Below are 18,216 nucleotides of genomic sequence, written 5' to 3'. Positions count from 1 at the left end.
GCCGGGCCTACAATAGTGCAGGAGTTGCCAATGGCCGCGCAAGATCTGGTCGGACAGCGCATCAAGGCGATTCGCCGTCAGCGTGGGCTCTCTCAAGCGCAGTTGGCACACCCCGAACTTTCAGATAGTTATGTATCACTGATCGAGAGCGGTAAGCGCACGCCCACCCCCGCCGTCCTGGAACTGCTCGCGCAGAAGCTCGACTGCTCGCTCACCTACCTCGTCAACGGCGTGACGGCCGAGCAGATGGAGGATCTCGAGGTCGGCCTCAGCTTCGCCCGGATGGCGCTGGAGAACGGCGAGGTCGCCGAGGCGCGCCGCCGCTACGCCGAACTGCTCGCCGACGGCAACCTCCTGGGACTCGCCTCGCTGCGGGTGGAGGCACGATACGGCTTCGCGCTGGCCTCCGAGGCGTGTGGCGAACTCGTCGAGGCGATCTCCGCGCTGGAGGAGCTCGGCGAGTCGGAAGCGGAAGCGATGACGCAGGAGCGCAAGGTCGCCGTGGCCCTGGCACTGTGCCGGTGCCATCGTGAGCGGGGCGACTACTCCGCCGCGGTCCAGGTCGGCGAGCGCGCGCTCGAGAAGATGGCCCGTTCCGGATGGACCGACCCACTGGTCGAACTCGGCTCCACCCTGCTGAGCGTCTATCTGGCGCGGGGCGACCTGCTGCGGGCCGGGCATTTCGCCGCGGAACTGCTGGCGGCCGCCGACGCGCTGGGAACCCCTCGCGCCGCCGTCGCATCGTGCTGGAACGCCGCACTCGCGGCGGAGCAGGCGGGACGCGGCGACGAGGCCATCGCCCTGATCGAACGCGCGCTGGCGATCCAGTCCGAGACCGGCGAGCCGCGCAACCTCGCGCGCGTCCGTCAGGCGCACGCGAACATGCTCCTCAGGCTGCGCCCCGAGGAAGCGGAGAAGGCGCGCGACCTCTTGCTGAGAGCGCAGCGGGAGATGGAGGCCGCGGCCACCAGCACCTTCGACAGGGCGCAAGGGGCTCTCGCTCTCGCCTTGGCGGAGATCACGCTCCAGTATCCGGAGCAGGCCGTGGAATACGCGCGTGCCGCCGCCGACCATGTCCGCGGCACCTGGGGGTGGCTGGAGACGCAGGCCAACCTTCTGCTCAGCCAGGCGCATTTCCTGCTGCACCAGGATGGCGAGGCGGCGGCCGAGTTGAACATGGTGACGGAGTGGCTGGAGACCGTCCCGCCGACGCGGAAGACCGCCGAGGACTGGATGACGATCGCCGAGCTGCGCCGCCGTATCGGCGACGACGAGCAGAGTGTCGCCGCCTACCAGCGCGCCCTCGCCTGCGCCGGGCTCTGACGAGGCTGCCGCCTCCGGCCGGTCCGGCGCCCGCGTGCGGGGCTTCGCGAGTCCATCACGTCGCCGGGTCCGGAGGGCGTCGGCCGGCCGTGGCCGCACCCGACCGGCCGGAGCGGACAAGGGGCACGGGGGGCGTACCCGGTCTGCTGACGAGGGCTCATCGAGGTTGTCCCCAGTCTGCCGATGCGAGGTATGGACCGGACCCCCGCGTCGGTAGCCTGGGAGGTGCCATGAAGACACCCTTCCTCGCCGCCTTCGCCGCGCTCGTGGCGGCTCTCCTGCTGTGTGCCGCGCCGGTGCTGCCGGCTCAGGCGCACACCTCGCTCAAGAGTAGCGACCCGCAGAAGAACGCCCAGGTCAAGACCTTGCAAAAGGTGACGCTCGAGTTCGCGGACTCCGTTCAGTTCCCGGTCGTGGTCGTCCGCGGCGAGGACGGCAAGCGCTATGAGAAAGGCGACCCGGTCGTCGACGGGCCCAAGGTCACCGAGGCGGTGACCGAGCCGGTTCCCCCGGGCCGCTACACGATCGCCTGGCGGGTGGTCTCTCCCGACGGGCACCCGCTCGAAGGAGAGATCCCGTTCACCGTGGTCGGCGACCAGTCCGTGGGGGCGGCGACCTCGGCGGCGGTTCCCGGCGACACGTCCTCCGCGTCCGCTCCGGCGGCCGCCGCGCCCGCGACGGCATCTGCGGCGCGGGCCGATGACGGCGGGCAGAAGGGCGTGCCCGGGTGGATCTGGGCGGTGATCTTCGGAATCGCCGGCGTCGGCATCGGGATGTTCCTGAGCCTGCGGAAGAAGCCGTGAACAGGACGGTGCGCCTGACCGCCGCGGCGCTCTGCGCGGCCGTCGGCGCACTCGTCGTCGCGATGGTGCTCGGCGGCGCCGCGACGCCGCGGATCATCCCCGGTCTGCCCGACGAGGGCACCCTGACCCGCTGGATGCTGCCGCTGTCGAAGCTCGCGATGGACGTCTCCGGCGTCCTGACCGTCGGCCTGCTGGCGGTGGCCGCGGCGTTCCTGCCCAACGACAAGGGCCTGCTCGGCAAGCAGGCGCAAAGTTACGTGAAGGGCGCGTCGTGGTCCGCGCTGGCCTGGGCGGTCGCCGCGGCGGTGGCGCTGGTCTTCAGCCTGTCGGAGACCCTCGGCGCGCCGGTGGGGCAGGTCCTCGCCGGCAACGAGCTCACCAGCTACGCCAGCCAGGTGCCGCAGGGCATCGCGCTGACCCTGGTCGTGCTGTTCGCCGTCGCCATCGCGCTGTTCGCCCGGGGCGCGATCACGGCGGGCGCCGCCGGGGGGCTGCTGGTCTTCGCGCTCGTGACGCTGCTGCCGCCCGCGCTCACCGGGCACTCCTCCTCCTCGCCCAACCACGGGCTGGCCACCACCTCGGTGGCCATGCACCTGCTCTTCCTGGCCCTGTGGGTGGGCGGTCTCGGGGTGGTCTGCATGCACGCGCTGCGCGGGCAGCCGCTCCTGGACGTCGCCGCCGCCCGCTTCTCCCGGATGGCGCTGTGGTGCTTCGCCGGGGTCGGCGTCTCCGGGCTCGCCGCCGCCGCCTCACGCCTCACCTCGGTCGGGGAGCTTTTCACCTCGAACTACGGCCTGCTCCTGCTGGCCAAGATCGTCGCGTTCGCCGTGCTCGGCTTCTTCGGCTGGCGCCACCGCGGCCGCACGCTGCCGAGGCTGTCGAAGGGGGAGCCGCACGCCTTCCTCCGCCTCGCCCTCGGTGAGGTCCTGCTGATGGGGGCGACGATCGGCCTGGCCGTGGCGCTGTCGCGGACCGCCCCGCCGCCCGTCGACACGCCGGTCGACCGGGCCTTTGAGCTGCTCGGCTACCTGGTCCCGCCGCCGATGACGCTCGCGAACCTGCTGACGCTGTGGTGGTTCGACCTGTTCTTCGCCGTGCTCGCCGTCGTCATGGCCGGTCTGTACGGCGCGGGCGTCGTGCGGCTGGCCCGCCGGGGCGACCGGTGGCCCCTAGGCCGCACGATCAGCTGGTACGTCGGCGTCGTCGTCCTCGTCCTCACCACGCAGAGCGGCGTGGCGCGCTACGGCCCCGTGCTGTTCAGCGTGCACATGACCCAGCACATGATCCTGTCGATGCTGGTGCCGATCTTCCTGGTGCTCGGCGCGCCGGTCACGCTGGCGCTGCGCGCGCTCAAACCCGCCGCCCGGCGGGGCGACCGGGGACCACGCGAGTGGATCATGGTGATCCTGCACAGCAGGGTCATGAAGTTCGTCAGCCACCCCGCGATCGCGACGGCGATCTTCGTGGTGTCAACGTTCGCCCTCTACTTCACCCCGCTGTTCGCCGCGGCCATGGAAGAGCACCTCGGCCACATCCTGATGATGGTGCACTTCCTGCTGAGCGGATCCCTGTTCTTCTGGGTGATCATCGGTGTGGACCCGGCACCGCACAAGCTGCCCTACTACGGACGGCTGCTGCTGCTCATGGTGACCATGCCGTTCCACGCGTTCTTCGGAATCGCCCTGATGAGCATGGGCACCGTGCTCGCGTCCTCCTACTACGACCAGCTCGGCCGCACCTGGGGGGTCTCCTCTCTGGTGGACCAGCAGACCGGCGGGGGCATCACCTGGGGCTTCGGCGAGATCCCCACGCTGATCGTGCTGCTCGCGCTCGGCTTCCAGTGGTGGCGCGACGACGAGCGCGTCGCGCGCCGGGCCGACCGCCGCGCCGACGCCGCGGCCGCCAAGTCGGGCGGCACCGGAGACACGGAGCTGGACGCCTACAACGACTACCTGGCGACGTTGAACAAGCGGGACAGGGCCCGGGGCGGGGCCGCCGAGTAGACCGCCGCGCCGGCGGACCGGGCCGCCGATGATCGTCTTTCGCAGAGGCCCGCGGTGTTCTCGTGGAAACCACGCGGCGCCTCGCCGGAACACCGGCGAAGCGCCGCGACGCCGCTTCCAGAGCTCCTACGGCAGCGTGAGGATCTCGTGACCCGAATCGGTCACCACGATCGTGTGCTCGAACTGCGCGGTCCGCTTGCGGTCCTTGGTCACCGCGGTCCACTTGTCGGGCCAGATCTCGTAGTCGATCGTGCCGAGCGTGAGCATGGGCTCGATCGTGAACGTCATCCCCGGCACCAGGGTCACCGACAGCGAGGGGTCGTCGTAGTGGGGGACGATGAGCCCGGAGTGGAACGAGGCCCCGATGCCGTGCCCGGTGAAGTCGCGGACGACGCCGTAGCCGAAGCGCTTGGCGTACGCCTCGATGACCCGGCCGACGATGTTGAGCTGGCGGCCCGGCGCGACCGCCTTGATGGCCCGCATCATCGCCTCGCGGGTCCGCTCGACCAGCAGGCGGGACTCCTCGTCGACCTCCCCGACCAGGAAGGTGGCGTCGGTGTCGCCGTGCACGCCGCCGATGTAGGCGGTGATGTCCACGTTGATGATGTCGCCGTCGCGCAGCACGGTGTCGTCCGGGATGCCGTGGCAGATCACCTCGTTGATCGAGGTGCACAGCGACTTCGGGTAGCCGCGGTAGCCGAGCGTCGAGGGGTAGGCGTCGTGGTCGCAGAGGAACTCGTGCCCGATGCGGTCGAGCTCGTCGGTCGTGACGCCGGGAGCGACGTGCTTGCCGACCTCCTCGAGCGCCTGCGCGGCGATCCGGCCCGCGATCCGCATCTTCTCGATGGTCTCGGGGGTCTGGATGTCGCTGTCGCCCTTCTTAGGCCCGGCCTTCCCCACGTACTCGGGCCGGGGGATGTGGGCGGGAACCTTACGGGTGGGCGAGATTCGCCCGGGGCGAAGCAGCGTGGTCATGCGGCCAAGTCTAGTTGCGCGTCAAGGGGGCACGATTATGGCGTGAGCGATCAATGGTGGTTCTGCCTGAAGCACATGAGCGTGGAGCCCGAGAAGGGCTGCCCGAACAAGGACCGGCTCGGTCCCTACGACTCCCGCGACGCCGCCGCCCACGCCCTGCAGACGGCGGCCGAGCGCAACAAGCGCTGGACCGAGCAGGACAAGGAATGGGACGAGTGATCTCCTGACCCCCGACCCGGGCCCGGCGCCTCCGGCATCTCTCCCCGGGCCCGGTTCTCCCCGCCGCACCGTCCCGGGCCTCATCGTGCCGTGTGTCACCGTGCCGTGTGTCACCGTGCCGTGTGTCACCGTGCCTGTGTCACTGTCCGGGGGCCGGGGCGGGCTCGGCCGCGTGCCGGCGGGCCGTCGCGCGCCGGGCGACGAGCCGGCTGAGCGTCCACACGCCGATGCCGCTCCACACCAGGTTGAGGATCGCCGAGGGCCAGGCCGAGTGGTACGCACTGTTGATCATCAAGGTGGTCGCCCCGCCGAAGTTGAGCAGCTGGTAGGGCAGCCCGTCCGCGGACATCCTGCCGGACGACACCAATGCGTACGCGAGCAGGAGGACGACGGCCCCCGCGGCGCCGATGATCGTGATGAAGGCGGACATCAGGACGGTTCGCCGTCCACGCGCATGGTCATGGTCCGATGATCTGCCCCCGGAGAGTGAAGGGCAAGTGAAGCCTTCTTAATCCGAACGTAAGATCTGCTGCATGGATATCGACCCGCGGCGGCTGCGGATCCTGCACGAGGTGTCCCGCAGAGGCGGCGTCATGAAGGCCGCGCAGGCGCTGCACCTCACGCCCTCGGCCGTCTCCCAGCAGCTCGCCCAGCTCGAGCGGGAGGTCGGCCTCGCGCTGTTCGACCGGTCGCAGCGCAGGGTCACGCTGACCCCGGCCGGCCGGGTGCTGGCCGCGTACGCCGAGCGCATCGAGGAGCAGCTCGCCGAGGCGAGGCACGAGCTCAACCGCTTCGCCGAGCGGCTGTCCGGGCCGGTCACGATCGCGGCGTTCCCCACCGTGATCCGGCATCTGCTCGTCCCCGCCCTGCGCGAGCTGGCCGTACGGCACCCGCGGATCACGCCCGTGATCCACGAGCTGTTCGGGCCGGGTGCGGTGCAGGAGCTGCGCCTCGGCGGCGTGGACCTGGTCGTGACGGAACGGGACATGAGCCAGCCGGCCGCGTCGCTGCCGTCGATGTCCCGGCACCGCCTCTTCGACGACGAGTACCGCATCGTCGCCCCGCCGTCGTGGGACGAGGTGCCCGCCACCGTCGCCGACCTCGTGGACCTGCCGTGGGTGGCCGGAGTGCCGGACCAGGCGTGCGGGCAGGCGCTCGAACGGCTCGCCCAGCTCCACGGGTTCGTCCCGCGCCGTGTGCACCTGATCGCGGAGTTCCCGCCCGTGCTCGGGCTGGTGTCGGCGGGGCACGGGGTGGCGATCGTGCCGTCGCTGGCGCTGCTCGACGTGCCGCCGGGCGAGGTGGTCGTCACCGGCATCCGCGGCGTGGGCAGCCGCAGGATCGAGGCGCTGACCAGGGTGAGCCGCACGGCGTCGGGAGAGCCCGACCCGATGCAGGCCGTGGTGATCGAGGTGCTGCGCGAGGCGACCGAGGTGGTGGACCGGCGGGTGCGCGAGCTCAGCCGCGCCCCGCTCGGCTGACGCGCCACCGGCCCGCACGGCCCGCACGGCCCGCACGGCCCGCACGGCACCCGGTCACTCCGGCGGCGTCGCGGGGCGCCCGTGCAGGAGGGCGGCCAGTTCGGACCGCCCGCGGACGCCGGTCTTGGCGAAGACGGCCTTGAGATGGTCCTGCACGGTGAACGTCGACAGGAAGAGGGCCGAGCCGATCTCCTTGTTGGTGAGCCCCCGCCCGGCCAGCGCGGCGATCTGCCGTTCCCTGACGGTGAGCCGGTAGGCGTCGGCGAGCAGCTCCATGATCTCGTGCGGGCGCGTGGCCTCCAGGATGACGGAGACGCGATCCTCCCCGAGACGCTCGGCGTGCGCGGTCAGCCACCGCCCGGTCCGCACGCGGATCCGGACGCGGTGCGGCGTGGTGGACGCGGCGCGCCGGTGCGCCGCGTGCACGAGCGACGCCAACGTGTACGGGAGATCGCCGAGGCGGCCGTCGTCGATCTCGTCGAGCAGCCGCCGGGCGGACGCCGACGTGTGCTCGACCACGACGGCGCCGGCCACCGTGCACAGCAGCAGACCGGGCCCGTCGTCGCCGGCCGGCGGCCGTTCGGAGAGCACCGTGGCCCGGCGCAGGCCGTCCGCGACGACCTGGCTGATCCCGCGCAGGACGCCGAGCTCCCGCGCGGTGAAGTCGGGGACGTCGCCGCCCCGCATCAGGACCATCGCACCCCACACCCGGCCGTCCTGCGCGCGGAAAGCGACGCGGACCTCGTGCCTGACGCCGGACGGGCTCAGCACGTCGCGGAAGCGGTGGCTGCGCTCGAGGTCGCCGCCCGTCGCCTGCGTCAGGGTGCGCGCGACCACACCGCTTCGGACCAGCTCGCGCATGGTCAGGACGTCCGGGTCGGTCTCCTGCTGCTCGATCTCGGTCAACCGCCCGAGCAGCTGGAACGGCAGTCCTTCGTCGTGGAAGCCGCCGCTGATGTTCCCGGTGTCCGGGTCGATGGTCAGCGCACACCACAGATCGGCCGGAACCACCCGGGCCACCTGGGCGGCGACCGCTCGCTCGAGCGCCAGCGGGGAGTCGGCCCGGCGAGACAGGTCGGCCACCGCCTCCCGTACGTCCCGCACTGTCGCACTTCTCACGGCGCCAGTATGGGCGCGCATTCCGCGTCCGAACCATCCCTCACTTGAGGGATGCCGCCCGCGCGCCGCCCTGCTCCAGTCTTGGCGCGGTCACAGCGACAGACAGGAGAATCGACATGATCACCGGCGGCCCCGCCCTCGACGGCTTCGAGGGCGAACTGCTCACCCCGCGCCACGCGGACTACGACACGGTGCGGCGGATCTGGAATGGCTCGATCGACCGTCGGCCCGCCTTCATCGCACGGTGCCGCTCGACGGCGGACGTGGCCACCGCGGTGGTCTTCGCCCGCCGCCACGACCTCCCGATCGCGGTGCGCGGCGGCGGCCACAGCATCCCGGGCTACTCGGTGGTCGAAGGCGGGCTGATGATCGATTGCAGTCCGATGAAGGGCATCGCCGTACGCGCGGCGGCTCGCCTCGCGGACGTGGACCCCGGGGTCCTGTGGCGGGAGTTCGACGCGGCGGCGCAGGCGGAGGGACTCGCGACACCCGGCGGTGAGATCTCCGACACCGGAGTGGCGGGCCTCACGCTGGGCGGCGGCATCGGCTGGCTGTCCCGGCTGCACGGCCTCGCCGCGGACAACCTCCTCGGCGTCGAGCTGGTCACCGCGGACGGGGACGTCGTGACGGCCGACGACCACACCGACCCCGAGCTGATGTGGGGGCTGCGCGGCGGCGGCGGCAACTTCGGCATCGTCACGCGGTTCACCTTCCGCCTTCACCCGGTCGCTACCGTGTGGGCCGGCATGGTGATGTATCCGGGCGAACTCGCCCGCGACGCCCTTCATGCCTTCCACCAGGCCGGCGAGCGGGCGCCGCGCGAGCTGTCCCTGGTCGCGGCGCTGGTGTCCGCCCCTCCGGCGCCCTTCGTGCCCGCCGAGGCCGTCGGCAGGCCCGTCGTCGGCATCGCGGCCGCCTACTTCGGCCCGCACGGCACGGGCGAGGAGCTGACCGCGCCGCTGCGCGGCCTCGGGCGGCCGCTCGTCGACACCTTCGGGGTGACCGGGTACGCCGGCCTGCAGCGGATGCTCGACGACGCGAACGTCCCCGGGCGGCAGCAGTACGTGCGGTCCGACTTCCTGCGGGGCCTGCCGGACGAGGCCGTCGCCGCGCTCGCCCACCACGGCACCCGGCCGACGTCGCCCCTGAACCAGGTGCTGCTCCGCCGTCTCGGGGGCGCCATCGCCGACAGGGACCCCGGGGCGACGGCCTTCGGGCACCGGTCGGCGGACTACATGACGATGATCGCGGCCACGTGGGAGGACCCGGCCGAGGACCCCGGGCGACACCGCCACTGGGTGGGCGAGACGTGGGACGCCACCCGGCCGTGGGCCCACGGCACCTACGTCAACCACCTGGGCGACGAGGGCGGCGGGCGCATCCGGGAGGCGTACCTGCCCGGCAGCTGGAGCCGTCTGACCCGGCTGAAGGCGCGGATGGATCCGGACAACGTCTTCGCGTCGAACCAGAACATCCCGCCGGCGGGCGCCTGAGACGCCCTGCCCGGAAGACGGCCCGCCTCAGTCGCTCACGTGGGGGCCGGTGATCCGTTCGGCCAGGCGGGCGAGGCGTTCCCGCAGGCCGAGCCGCCGCACCTCCCCGGCCGCGCTGCTCACCAGGTGCTGCGCCGCGTCGAAGCTCAGGACGGCCCCCTCGGCCGGCACGGCGATCGCGTCGTGCGCCAGGGACTCCAGCTCGGGGTCGCCGCCGTCGATGGCGAGGATGGTGGCGCCGGTGCGGCGGGCGTCGTCCACGCGCTCGAGCAGGGGCACGGGCGCCCGTTGCTCGGCGACCACGAAGAGCGTCTCGCCCCTGCCGGCGCTCTCCAGACGCTCCATCCCGACCCGCAGGTGGGCGGGCGCGCCGGGCGGCGGCGCCCAGCGGACCAGCGTGGGGGACAGCTGGGCGAGCCCCGACAGCCGGGCCTCGTCGGCGAGGTGGGCGGTGACGTGCCACGGCTCGTCCTCGGGGGTGCCGACGACGAGGAGCCCCCCGGGCGACCGGGTGGCCCGCAGGGCCAGGCCGAGCTCCCGGGTGCGTTCGAGCCATCCGGTGGAGGCGAGCACCTCGCGCAGCAGGTTCACCGATGCGGCGTCCATGAGGGTCATGGTGCCTGACACGGACGCGTGAAGTCCCGCCAATTGGGTCCTTGACACACCGTTACCGCCGGGTAACGATCAGCCCACGGCGCCGATTGTGGAACGTGATCCGACAGCCGGAAGGCGGCTTCATGAACCTTCGCGTTCGTGCCACCCTGTCCATGATCGGGGCTCTCCTCCTGCTGCCCGCACTGGGCGGCACCGCACGCGCGACCTCCGCCGGGGACGTCGTCGAAGCGAGCCCCACGACGGTCTACCTCGTGCCGGGCAAGCTGCTGGAGGTGCCGGTGAAGGCCTGGCACCTCCGCTACCGGTCCACCTCCGCCACCGGAGAGCCGAACGTCGTCTCGGGCACCCTGCTCGTCCCCGACTCCCCGTATCCCCTCGGCAGGCGGCCCATCGCCGGGTACGCCGTGGGCACGCACGGCATGGGCGACCAGTGCGCCCCGTCGGCCGCCATGGCGGGCGGCACCGAGGCCGAGCTGGCCATCATGAGCCTGATGCTGCTCAAGGGCTGGGCCGTCGCGGTGACCGACTACGAGGGTCTCGGCACGCCGGGAGACCACACGTACATGGCGGGCCTGTCGCAGGGGCACGCCGTGCTCGACGCGATCAGGGCGGCGACGCGGGTGCCGGGCGCGAACCTGTCCGGCAGCGCTCCCGTCGTGGTCATGGGCTACTCGCAGGGCGGGTCGTCGGCGGCCTGGGCCGCCCAGCTCCAGCCGGCGTACGCGCCCGAGCTGCGGCTCAAGGGCGTCGCGGCCGGAGGGGTGCCGGCCGACCTGCGGGCCGTGGCCGACCACCTGGACGGCACCGGCGACTTCGGGCTCGCCGCGGCCGCCGGCATCGGGCTGGACGCCGCCTATCCCGAGCTGCACCTGGACAGCTACCTGACCCCCGAGGGCGCGGCGCTGTTCGGCGACGCCCGCGACGACTGCGTGAGCGACCTGCGGGCCAAGCTCGGCGGGCGGCGGCTGGCGGAGCTCACCACCACCGACGTGCTGAACCTGCCCGACTGGCGGGCCCGCCTCGCCGAGAACCGCCTCGGCGCGTCCGCGCCGCGGGTGCCGCTGTTCCTCTACCACGCCAAGGGCGACGAGATCATCCCGTACGAGGTGGGCAAGACCCTGCGCGAGGAGTACTGCGCTCGGGGCGTGAACGTCCTGTGGACCGGCGTGCCGGCCGGCAGCCACGTGCTCGGCGCGGTCGAGGGCGCCCCGCTGGCGGTGGCCTGGCTCGCCACTCGCGTCGCCGGTCTCCCCGCGATCCCCAACTGCTGAGCGTCCCGGAAAGCCACCGCCGGCGGTCTGCGCGGACGCGGAACCGCCGGGCGGCGGCCGGGCCATGAAGCCGATCGCCCGCGCGCCTCAACGAGTGGAACGGATGAGGTCGCCCTCGTAGGCCGCGATGACGAGGTGCGCGCGGTCTCGTGCCTGGAGTTTGCTCAGCAGGCTGCCGATATGGGTCTTGACGGTCTTGATCGAGATCGTGAGTGCCGCGGCGATCTCGTCGTTGGACAGCCCGCGACCGACCAGGGTGAGAACCTCGGTCTCCCGCTCGGTCAGAGCGTCCAGGCTCGCCGGCTTCGCCCGCGGTGCCTGGGCGATGTAGGCCTCGATCATGCGCGTGAGGACCTTCGGGGCGAACAGCGACTCGCCCCGATGCGTCCGGCGGATCGCGTCGAGGAGCGTGTCGGGATGGGAGTCCTTGAGGAGGAAGCCGGCGGCGCCGGCGTGGAGGGCGGCGCGGACGTACTCGTCGAGCTCGAACATCGTGAGCACGATGACCTTCACGGATCGGCTGCCCGCGTCGGCCGTGACGCGGCGGGTGGCTGCGATTCCATCGGTGCCGGGCATTCGAATGTCCATGAGCACGACGTCAGGACGCAGCTCGGCGCCGAGCCTGACGACCTCGTCACCGGTGCCCGCCTCGCCGATCACCGCCATGTCGTGATTGGCGTTGATGACGGCGGCGAGGCTGTGGCGCAGCAAGGGCTGGTCGTCGGCGATGACGACGCGGATCGGGGTTCCGCGGTCGTTCATGACATCCGAGCCTCAGGAATACGGGCGGTGACGCGAAACCCGTTCTCGACGTGCCCGGCTTCGAAGCTCCCGCCGATCGCGGTGACGCGTTCCCTCAGCCCCTCGATGCCGTGCCCGGCTCCCGGATGCGGGGTCCATCCGTCCACCGGGCCTTCGTCCCTGACGCTCGTGACGATCCAGTCGCCGTCGCGACGGACGTACACGTTCGCGTTGGTCGGTCCGGCGTGCCGAGCGGTGTTCGTGAGCGCTTCGCGCACGACGGAGCAGACCGCGAGTTGCGCCCCGGGGCTGATGTCGTCGATCTCGCCGAGCTCGACGGTGACGGCCGGGCCTGCCCTTCCGGCGGCCTCGATGATCGCCGGCAGGTCGCGGAGTGAGTCGGCGGGCCGCAGGGGTGCGGCCACACCGGCCGAGCCGTGCAGCACGCTCAGCATGCGGCGCAGTTCCCTCGTGGTCTGCCGCCCGATGCGCTCGATGTCCGACAGCGCCGCGGAGCCGTCGTCCCCCGCGCCGGGATAGCGCGCCGCGCTCGCCCTGACGGTGATGAGGCCGAGGCCGTGCGAGACGATGTCGTGCAGCTCGCGTGCGATCCGCAGGCGTTCGGCCTGTGCCGCGCGTTCGCCGGCCCACGCCGCGAGCCGCGCCTCGTACGCGGTCCGCTGCCTGTGGGTGCTGAATGCCGCCCACAGGGTGACCGACGCCGCCAGCGCGGCGATGACGACGGGGACGACGACCGCGGCGAGACCTCCGCCGGCGACCGCGAGAAGGGCGAGCAACAGCACGACGTGAACGGCGATGGCCAGTGGCCAGACCCGCCGCCCGCGTCTCGGAAGTGCTTGGTCGACTCCCATGGTCCCAATCTAGGGACGCACCCCGGCACGGCGCATCGGACCAGAGTCGGAGAGATCCGGGTCCGAGCGGCGAGACCGGGTCCGGTCGCCGGTCCGATGACCGGAGGCGATGCTCCGCGGTCACATGGGGGACATGATTACGATCGACAACCTGGTCAAGCGGCGCGGGTCCAGAACGATCCTGCGCGGCGTCGGCTTCCAGGCCCGCCCCGGAAGGGTGACCGGGTTCCTCGGCCCGAACGGCGCGGGCAAGAGCTCCGCACTGCGCATTCTGCTGGGCCTGGATCGGGCGACCTCCGGCACGGCGCTCATCGGTTCCGTCCCGTTCGCGAAGCTTCGTGACCCTCTTGCCATGGTCGGGGCCGTGCTGGACGGCTCCGGCGCGCATCGGGCGCGGACGGGCCGGGCGCACCTGCGGTGGGTGGCTCGCTCCGCGGGATTGCCGCGTGCGCGCGTCGACGAGGTGCTCGAGGTCGTGGGCCTGACGAACGCCGCGGCCAGGCGGGTCGGCGGTTACTCCCTGGGCATGGGGCGTCGCCTCGGGCTGGCGACGGCGCTGCTCGGCGACCCGGAGATCCTGATCCTGGACGAGCCGGTGAACGGGTTGGACCCGGACGGCATCCGGTGGATCAGGACCTTCCTGCGTGAACGCGCCGCGTCCGGCCGGACCGTGCTGCTGTCCAGCCACCTGATGGGGGAGCTCGCGGAGACAGTGGACGACGTCGTCGTCATCAACGAGGGCGAGGTCGTGGCGGACGGCACCCTCGCCGAGGTCACCGGCCCCTACGGCACCCTTGAGGACGCGTTCTTCGCCCTCACCACCGGGGGCGCGCCGTGAGGACGTTCGCGGCGGAGGCCTCGAAGCTCGCCTCGCTGCCGGGGGCGTGGATCGCGATGGCGGCCGGGGTGCTCGTACCGGGCGTGGTCGCCTCGATCACCGCCTCCTCGGCCCTCGGCGCGATCACCCGAGGCGCCGCGGCGACCGCCGCGATCGACATCGGCTATCAGGAGCTGGCCTTCGGCGTGGTCGGCGCGATCGTTCTCGGCGTCGTCGGTGTCAGCAGCGAGTACGTCACCGAGAGCGCGGAATCGGGAGGTGGGCGTCAGATCACCACCAGCCTGACCGTCGTTCCCTCCCGCCTCCGGTTCCTGCTGGGGAAGATGTCCGCGATCGCGGCCGGCGGCGCGATGCTCGCGATCGCCGCGACGGTGACCACCATGGGCGTCGTCCGGGTGGTGCTCGGCGAGCACGCCCCGGCATGGGGGAGCGACGACGTTCCGCGGCTGGCCGGTGTGGTCTGCTACTGGGTGGACACCGCGCTCCTCGCCTCCGGGATCACCGTGCTCACCCGCCACGGGGTCGTTCCGCTCGCGGTGCTCATCGCGAACACCTCGGTCGTCTCCGTCACCTACCTGCTGACCAAGATCACGCCCCTGGCGAACTACCTGCCCGACATGGCCGGGGTCCGCATGTTCATCCGGAAGCTCGCCGGCAGCACCGCCGAGATCAGCCCGCTCACCGGAGGCCTGGTGATGACCGCCTGGGTGACGGTGCTGCTCGTGATCGCCGCGATCTCGTTCACGCGGAGGGACGCATGACCGTCCCCACGCCGGCGGCTCGCACCCGTGGCCGCGAAGCCGCCCAGGCGCTCGCCGCGGAGCTGTCGAAGCTCGTGTCCCTTCCGGCGACCTGGCTCACGCTCGGAGGAACCCTCGTGCTGAACGCGCTCCTCGCGATCGCGTTCACGATCGCCGGTCTGCGGGGTGCGACCGGCACCAGGAGCGCTGCCGACATCGGACTGGCGTCGATCGGCTACGCGCACGCCGGCTTCGTCATCCTCGGCGTCCTGGCCGCCTGCTCCGAGTACGCCGGCGGGCAGATTCGCACCACCCTGACCGCGATGCCCCGCCGCGCCCTGCAGTTCACCGCCAAGCACGTCGCGCTGGCGATCGTCGTGCTTCCCGCAGCCGCGGTCACGGCCGCGTCCGGGGTGGCGCTCGCGGCCGGTGCGCTCGGCGGCACGGCCGCGCCCGTGACCTCGGCTCGGGTCGCGGAGCCACTGAGCGGCGCGACCGCGTACCTTGCGCTGACGACGCTGATCGGCGCGGCCGTCGGCGCCCTCGCGCGTCGGACGCTCGCGGCGGTCGTCGTCCAGCTGGGGTATCTCTTCATCGCCGGGCCGCTCCTGCGCGACCACGTCTCCGCGGCGAAATACCTCCCGGACAGTGCCGGACTCGCCATGTGGTTCCCGCCGGCCGACGACGCGGGCGCGGTGACACCGGTGCACGGCGCGCTGCTCCTCATGGCCTGGACCGCCGTCCTGATCGCCGTCGCCGTGCTCGGATACCGACGCCGGGATGTGTGAAACGCGATCACCGGACGTCGTGGCGGGACGCCCCGGAGGGGTCGGGGCGATGGCCTGCTGGCATGATCTGACCCATGGTTGAGCACACCACCGCAGATCTGCCCGACGTCTCCGCGCTGACCATCGGCATCCTGGGCGGGACCGGAGACCAGGGCAAGGGACTGGCCCGCCGGTTCTCGCTGGCCGGGCACACCGTGCTGATCGGCTCGCGCAGCGCCGAGCGCGCCCAGGAGGCGGCGCGCGAGATCGGCGTACGCGGGGCCGCGAACGCCGAGGTGGCGGCCGAGGCGGACGTCGTGATCGTCGCGGTGCCCTGGGAGGGGCACAAGGCGCTGCTGGAGTCCCTGCGCGAACCGCTAGACGGAAAGATCGTGGTGGACTGCGTCAACCCGCTCGGCTTCGACAAGCAGGGGGCGTACGCGCTGCCCGTGGAGGAGGGCAGCGCGGCGCAGCAGGCGGCCGCGGTGCTGACCGGCAGCCGGGTGGTCGCGGCCTTCCACCACGTCTCGGCGGTGCTGCTGCTCGACCCCTCGGTGGCGGAGATCGACCTCGACGTGCTCGTGCTGGGCGACGACCGCGAGGCCACCGACGTCGTACGCGCGCTCGCGGGTCGCATTCCCGGCGCGCGCGGCGTCTACGCGGGCCGGCTGCGCAACGCCCACCAGGTCGAGGCGCTCACGGCGAACCTGATCTCGATCAACCGCCGATACAAGGCCCACGCCGGCATCCGGGTGACCGACGTGTAGCCATCCGCGCTTCACCTGATCGTCACGTCGGAGACGTGGGCGTTCACTACCTTCGGGCGCTGTCGTCGCTGTCTGAAAGGCCTCCAGTGCTCCGTCACGTCTCCGCCGGTCTGGCGATCGCCGCCGCGCTCACCCTCACCGCCGCCGGCACGGCCGCCGCCGACCCGGCCAAGGGCCCCGTCGTCGTCGCCGACGTCACGCTCCCCGCCCCCGCGCTGAAGCAGGCGCAGCCGTCCATCGCCGACGACCGCGGCGTGCGGCTCGGCGGCGTCGGCAGCGGCCTGTTCCCGGCCGGCCGGCCCGGGGAGTTCTGGCTCGTCACCGACCGTGGCCCGAACGGCCAGCCGACCGTGGACGGGGACAAGCGCCGGACCTTCCCGGTGCCCGACTTCGCTCCGGCGATCGTACGGGTCGCCCTCGCGGGCGGCACGGCGAAGATCAAGCAGTACATCCCGATCGCCGGCGCCTCCGGCAGGCCCGTGACCGGCCTGTCGAACCAGGCGGGGCACGACGAGACGCCCTACACCTGGGACGGCCGCACGGCTCTGCCGTACAACCCGAGCGGGCTGGACGTCGAGGACCTCGTGCGCACCCGCGACGGCGACTTCTGGCTGGTCGACGAGTACGGCCCGTCGCTGGTGCGGGTGTCGCCGGACGGGCGGGTGCTGGAACGGCACGTTCCCGTGGGGCTCGGCCTGACCGGCGCCGACTACCCGGTGAAGGAGACGCTGCCCGCGATCCTGGCGAGCCGCCAGCAGAACCGCGGCTTCGAGGGCCTCGCGATCTCGTCCGACCAGCGCACGCTGTATCTGGCCGTGCAGAGCCCGCTGGCCATCCCCGACAAGAAGGCCGCGAAGAAGTCGCGGTTCGGGCGCATCCTCACCTTCGACCTGCGCGGCCGGAAGGTGACCGGGGAGTACCCGTACCGGTTCGAGGACGTCACGACCTTCGACCCGAAGGTGAACGGCGACCAGAGCGAGATGAAGATCTCCGGCCTGGCGTACGCCGGCCCGGGCCGCCTGCTCGTGGACGAGCGCACCGACAACGTCGCGCGGGTGTACTCCATCGACCTGACGAAGGCGGCGAACCTGCTCGGCGGGCCGTACGACGACCCGAAGACCAGCCCGTCCCTGGAGGAGCTGGCCGCGGCGTCCGGCCTCGGGCTGCCCGCCAAGTCGCTCGTGCTGGAGCCGAACGCGCTGGTGCCGTCGCTGCCCGGCAAGATCGAGGGGCTGGCGGTGCTCGGCCCGCGCACGATCGCGCTGGCCAACGACAACGACTTCGGCCTCGGCGACTTCGGCCCCGACGGCAGGCTGATCGACAGCGGCGTGCCGAGCCGCCTCGTCGTCGTCCGGCTCGCTCGCGCGCTCGGCGCCCACTGAGCGCACCCGTTCGACGTGTCCGCTGAGCGCGCCCGCTCAGCTCGGCGGGCGCGGCTACGTGGCGGTGGCGAGCAGCCAGTCGGCCACCGCCTCCGGCGCGACGAGCTGGTGCAGGTGCTCGCCGGGGATGCGGGTGACCGGCCAGCCGCGTTCCCCGGCCTCGTGGGCGAGGCCGGCGTACGCGTCCGCGAACCACAGGTAGCCGCCCCTGAGGTGGTCCCAGCGGGCCGGCACCGGGATCTCCTCCTGGTAGTACGTGAGGGGCAGCCGCGACTGCTCGGCCACGACCACCTGGCGGACCACCGGGTCGGGGAGGAGGGCGGCGACGTCGTCCTCGGGCCACCAGTCGGTCCAGCGGGGCAGGACGCCCGCGTCGTCGGCGAGGGAGCTCAGGAAGTCGAGGTGCTCCGGCTCCGCCGCCTGGCACGCGCCCCTGCGCGGCGGCAGGGCGGCGTCGACGAACAGGCACGCGGCGACCTGCCCGGCGAGGGCCTGCGCGATCAGCGGCACGAAGAGCCCGGCGTTGCTGTGCGCCACGACGGCCAGCGGCCCGCGTGGCGCGCTCGCCGCCACCTCGCTCACCACCCTCGGCCAGTAGGGCGGCGGACCGGCCGTCACGTCGGTCAGCCGCGGAACCACGGCGGTGTGCCCGCGCGCCCGCAGGATCTCGGCGACGGGGGTCCAGGTCGAGGGGCCCACGGAGGGGCTGTGCACGAGGAGGAAGCTGACATCCACCCCCTCATCCTCACCGCGGGCGGCGGCGCCGGACGGCTTCTCCGCTCGCCGCGTAACCGGTCGTCGAGGGGA

19 protein-coding genes are annotated in these 18,216 nt (G+C 72.4%); 12 read left to right on the top strand and 7 right to left on the bottom strand.

Annotated elements, in window-relative coordinates; translation table 11 throughout:
• Positions 1 to 30: 30 nt before the first annotated feature.
• The 3 genes from ABZ860_RS06610 (at position 31) to ABZ860_RS06600 (ending at position 4,129) form a co-directional block, all read left to right on the top strand.
• The gene (locus ABZ860_RS06610; protein ID WP_357216008.1) at positions 31 to 1,323 is read left to right on the top strand and encodes a helix-turn-helix transcriptional regulator; all 1,293 of its coding nucleotides are present in this window, start codon (positions 31 to 33) and stop codon (positions 1,321 to 1,323) included.
• Positions 1,324 to 1,553: 230 nt separating this feature from the next.
• On the top strand, positions 1,554 to 2,126 hold the full coding sequence (locus tag ABZ860_RS06605) for a copper resistance CopC family protein (protein ID WP_357216005.1): 573 nt from the start codon (positions 1,554 to 1,556) through the stop codon (positions 2,124 to 2,126).
• A complete protein-coding gene (locus ABZ860_RS06600; RefSeq protein WP_357216003.1) occupies positions 2,123 to 4,129 on the top strand; it encodes a cytochrome c oxidase assembly protein in 2,007 nt (668 codons plus the stop codon). The genes ABZ860_RS06605 and ABZ860_RS06600 overlap by 4 nt, the downstream gene beginning before the upstream one ends.
• A 126-nt stretch (positions 4,130 to 4,255) precedes the next feature.
• Here ABZ860_RS06600 and map read toward each other — a convergent pair whose 3' ends face one another.
• The gene (map, locus tag ABZ860_RS06595; protein ID WP_357216000.1) at positions 4,256 to 5,104 is read right to left on the bottom strand and encodes a type I methionyl aminopeptidase; all 849 of its coding nucleotides are present in this window, start codon (positions 5,102 to 5,104) and stop codon (positions 4,256 to 4,258) included.
• Positions 5,105 to 5,146: 42 nt separating this feature from the next.
• Here map and ABZ860_RS06590 point away from each other — a divergent pair, with 42 nt between their 5' ends.
• Positions 5,147 to 5,323 carry a hypothetical protein gene (locus ABZ860_RS06590; RefSeq protein WP_357215998.1) on the top strand — a complete coding sequence of 59 codons (177 nt, stop codon included), beginning with the start codon at positions 5,147 to 5,149 and terminating at the stop codon, positions 5,321 to 5,323.
• 139 nt (positions 5,324 to 5,462) lie between these two features.
• Here ABZ860_RS06590 and ABZ860_RS06585 read toward each other — a convergent pair whose 3' ends face one another.
• Positions 5,463 to 5,753: a hypothetical protein gene (locus ABZ860_RS06585; protein ID WP_357215995.1), complete on the bottom strand. Its 291-nt coding sequence runs from the start codon at positions 5,751 to 5,753 to the stop codon at positions 5,463 to 5,465.
• Between the two features lie 103 nt (positions 5,754 to 5,856).
• Here ABZ860_RS06585 and ABZ860_RS06580 point away from each other — a divergent pair, with 103 nt between their 5' ends.
• Positions 5,857 to 6,804, top strand: coding sequence for a LysR family transcriptional regulator (locus ABZ860_RS06580; RefSeq protein ID WP_357215992.1), 948 nt, complete (start codon positions 5,857 to 5,859; stop codon positions 6,802 to 6,804).
• A 54-nt stretch (positions 6,805 to 6,858) separates the two neighbouring features.
• Here ABZ860_RS06580 and ABZ860_RS06575 read toward each other — a convergent pair whose 3' ends face one another.
• Positions 6,859 to 7,923 (bottom strand): LuxR C-terminal-related transcriptional regulator, encoded by a 1,065-nt coding sequence (locus ABZ860_RS06575; protein ID WP_357215990.1) that lies wholly within the window; start codon positions 7,921 to 7,923, stop codon positions 6,859 to 6,861.
• Between the two features lie 116 nt (positions 7,924 to 8,039).
• Between ABZ860_RS06575 and ABZ860_RS06570 the strand changes: the two genes are divergently transcribed.
• Positions 8,040 to 9,416, top strand: coding sequence for an FAD-binding oxidoreductase (locus tag ABZ860_RS06570; RefSeq protein ID WP_357215987.1), 1,377 nt, complete (start codon positions 8,040 to 8,042; stop codon positions 9,414 to 9,416).
• A gap of 27 nt (positions 9,417 to 9,443) precedes the next feature.
• Here the strand turns inward: ABZ860_RS06570 and ABZ860_RS06565 are convergent, their stop codons facing one another.
• Positions 9,444 to 10,022, bottom strand: a complete 579-nt coding sequence (locus ABZ860_RS06565) for a hypothetical protein (RefSeq protein ID WP_357215984.1) — start codon at positions 10,020 to 10,022, stop codon at positions 9,444 to 9,446.
• Between the two features lie 131 nt (positions 10,023 to 10,153).
• Between ABZ860_RS06565 and ABZ860_RS06560 the strand changes: the two genes are divergently transcribed.
• Positions 10,154 to 11,302: a lipase family protein gene (locus ABZ860_RS06560; protein WP_357215981.1), complete on the top strand. Its 1,149-nt coding sequence runs from the start codon at positions 10,154 to 10,156 to the stop codon at positions 11,300 to 11,302.
• Positions 11,303 to 11,389: 87 nt separating this feature from the next.
• Here ABZ860_RS06560 and ABZ860_RS06555 read toward each other — a convergent pair whose 3' ends face one another.
• Entirely contained in the window at positions 11,390 to 12,064 is a 675-nt protein-coding gene (locus ABZ860_RS06555) for a response regulator transcription factor (RefSeq protein WP_357215977.1), read from the bottom strand.
• Positions 12,061 to 12,915 (bottom strand): histidine kinase, encoded by an 855-nt coding sequence (locus ABZ860_RS06550; RefSeq protein ID WP_357215974.1) that lies wholly within the window; start codon positions 12,913 to 12,915, stop codon positions 12,061 to 12,063. The genes ABZ860_RS06555 and ABZ860_RS06550 overlap by 4 nt, the downstream gene beginning before the upstream one ends.
• Positions 12,916 to 13,048: 133 nt before the next feature.
• Between ABZ860_RS06550 and ABZ860_RS06545 the strand changes: the two genes are divergently transcribed.
• The 5 genes from ABZ860_RS06545 (at position 13,049) to ABZ860_RS06525 (ending at position 17,409) form a co-directional block, all read left to right on the top strand.
• A complete protein-coding gene (locus ABZ860_RS06545; protein WP_357215971.1) occupies positions 13,049 to 13,753 on the top strand; it encodes an ATP-binding cassette domain-containing protein in 705 nt (234 codons plus the stop codon).
• A complete protein-coding gene (locus ABZ860_RS06540; protein WP_357215969.1) occupies positions 13,750 to 14,514 on the top strand; it encodes an ABC transporter permease in 765 nt (254 codons plus the stop codon). The genes ABZ860_RS06545 and ABZ860_RS06540 overlap by 4 nt, the downstream gene beginning before the upstream one ends.
• The gene (locus ABZ860_RS06535) at positions 14,511 to 15,281 is read left to right on the top strand and encodes an ABC transporter permease (protein ID WP_357215966.1); all 771 of its coding nucleotides are present in this window, start codon (positions 14,511 to 14,513) and stop codon (positions 15,279 to 15,281) included. The genes ABZ860_RS06540 and ABZ860_RS06535 overlap by 4 nt, the downstream gene beginning before the upstream one ends.
• 74 nt (positions 15,282 to 15,355) lie before the next feature.
• A complete protein-coding gene (npdG, locus tag ABZ860_RS06530) occupies positions 15,356 to 16,027 on the top strand; it encodes an NADPH-dependent F420 reductase (RefSeq protein WP_357215963.1) in 672 nt (223 codons plus the stop codon).
• Between the two features lie 86 nt (positions 16,028 to 16,113).
• Entirely contained in the window at positions 16,114 to 17,409 is a 1,296-nt protein-coding gene (locus ABZ860_RS06525; protein ID WP_357215961.1) for an esterase-like activity of phytase family protein, read from the top strand.
• Between the two features lie 54 nt (positions 17,410 to 17,463).
• Here ABZ860_RS06525 and ABZ860_RS06520 read toward each other — a convergent pair whose 3' ends face one another.
• Complete coding sequence (locus ABZ860_RS06520) at positions 17,464 to 18,144, bottom strand: alpha/beta hydrolase (RefSeq protein WP_357215958.1); 681 nt, start codon at positions 18,142 to 18,144, stop codon at positions 17,464 to 17,466.
• Positions 18,145 to 18,216 lie beyond the last annotated feature (72 nt).

Origin of the sequence: Microbispora sp. NPDC046973 (assembly GCF_040644495.1) — a bacterium.
In the GTDB taxonomy this organism is placed as follows: Bacteria; Actinomycetota; Actinomycetes; order Streptosporangiales; family Streptosporangiaceae; genus Microbispora.
Note: the sequence above shows the minus strand (reverse complement) of the source record. Positions and strands in the feature narration are given on the sequence as shown.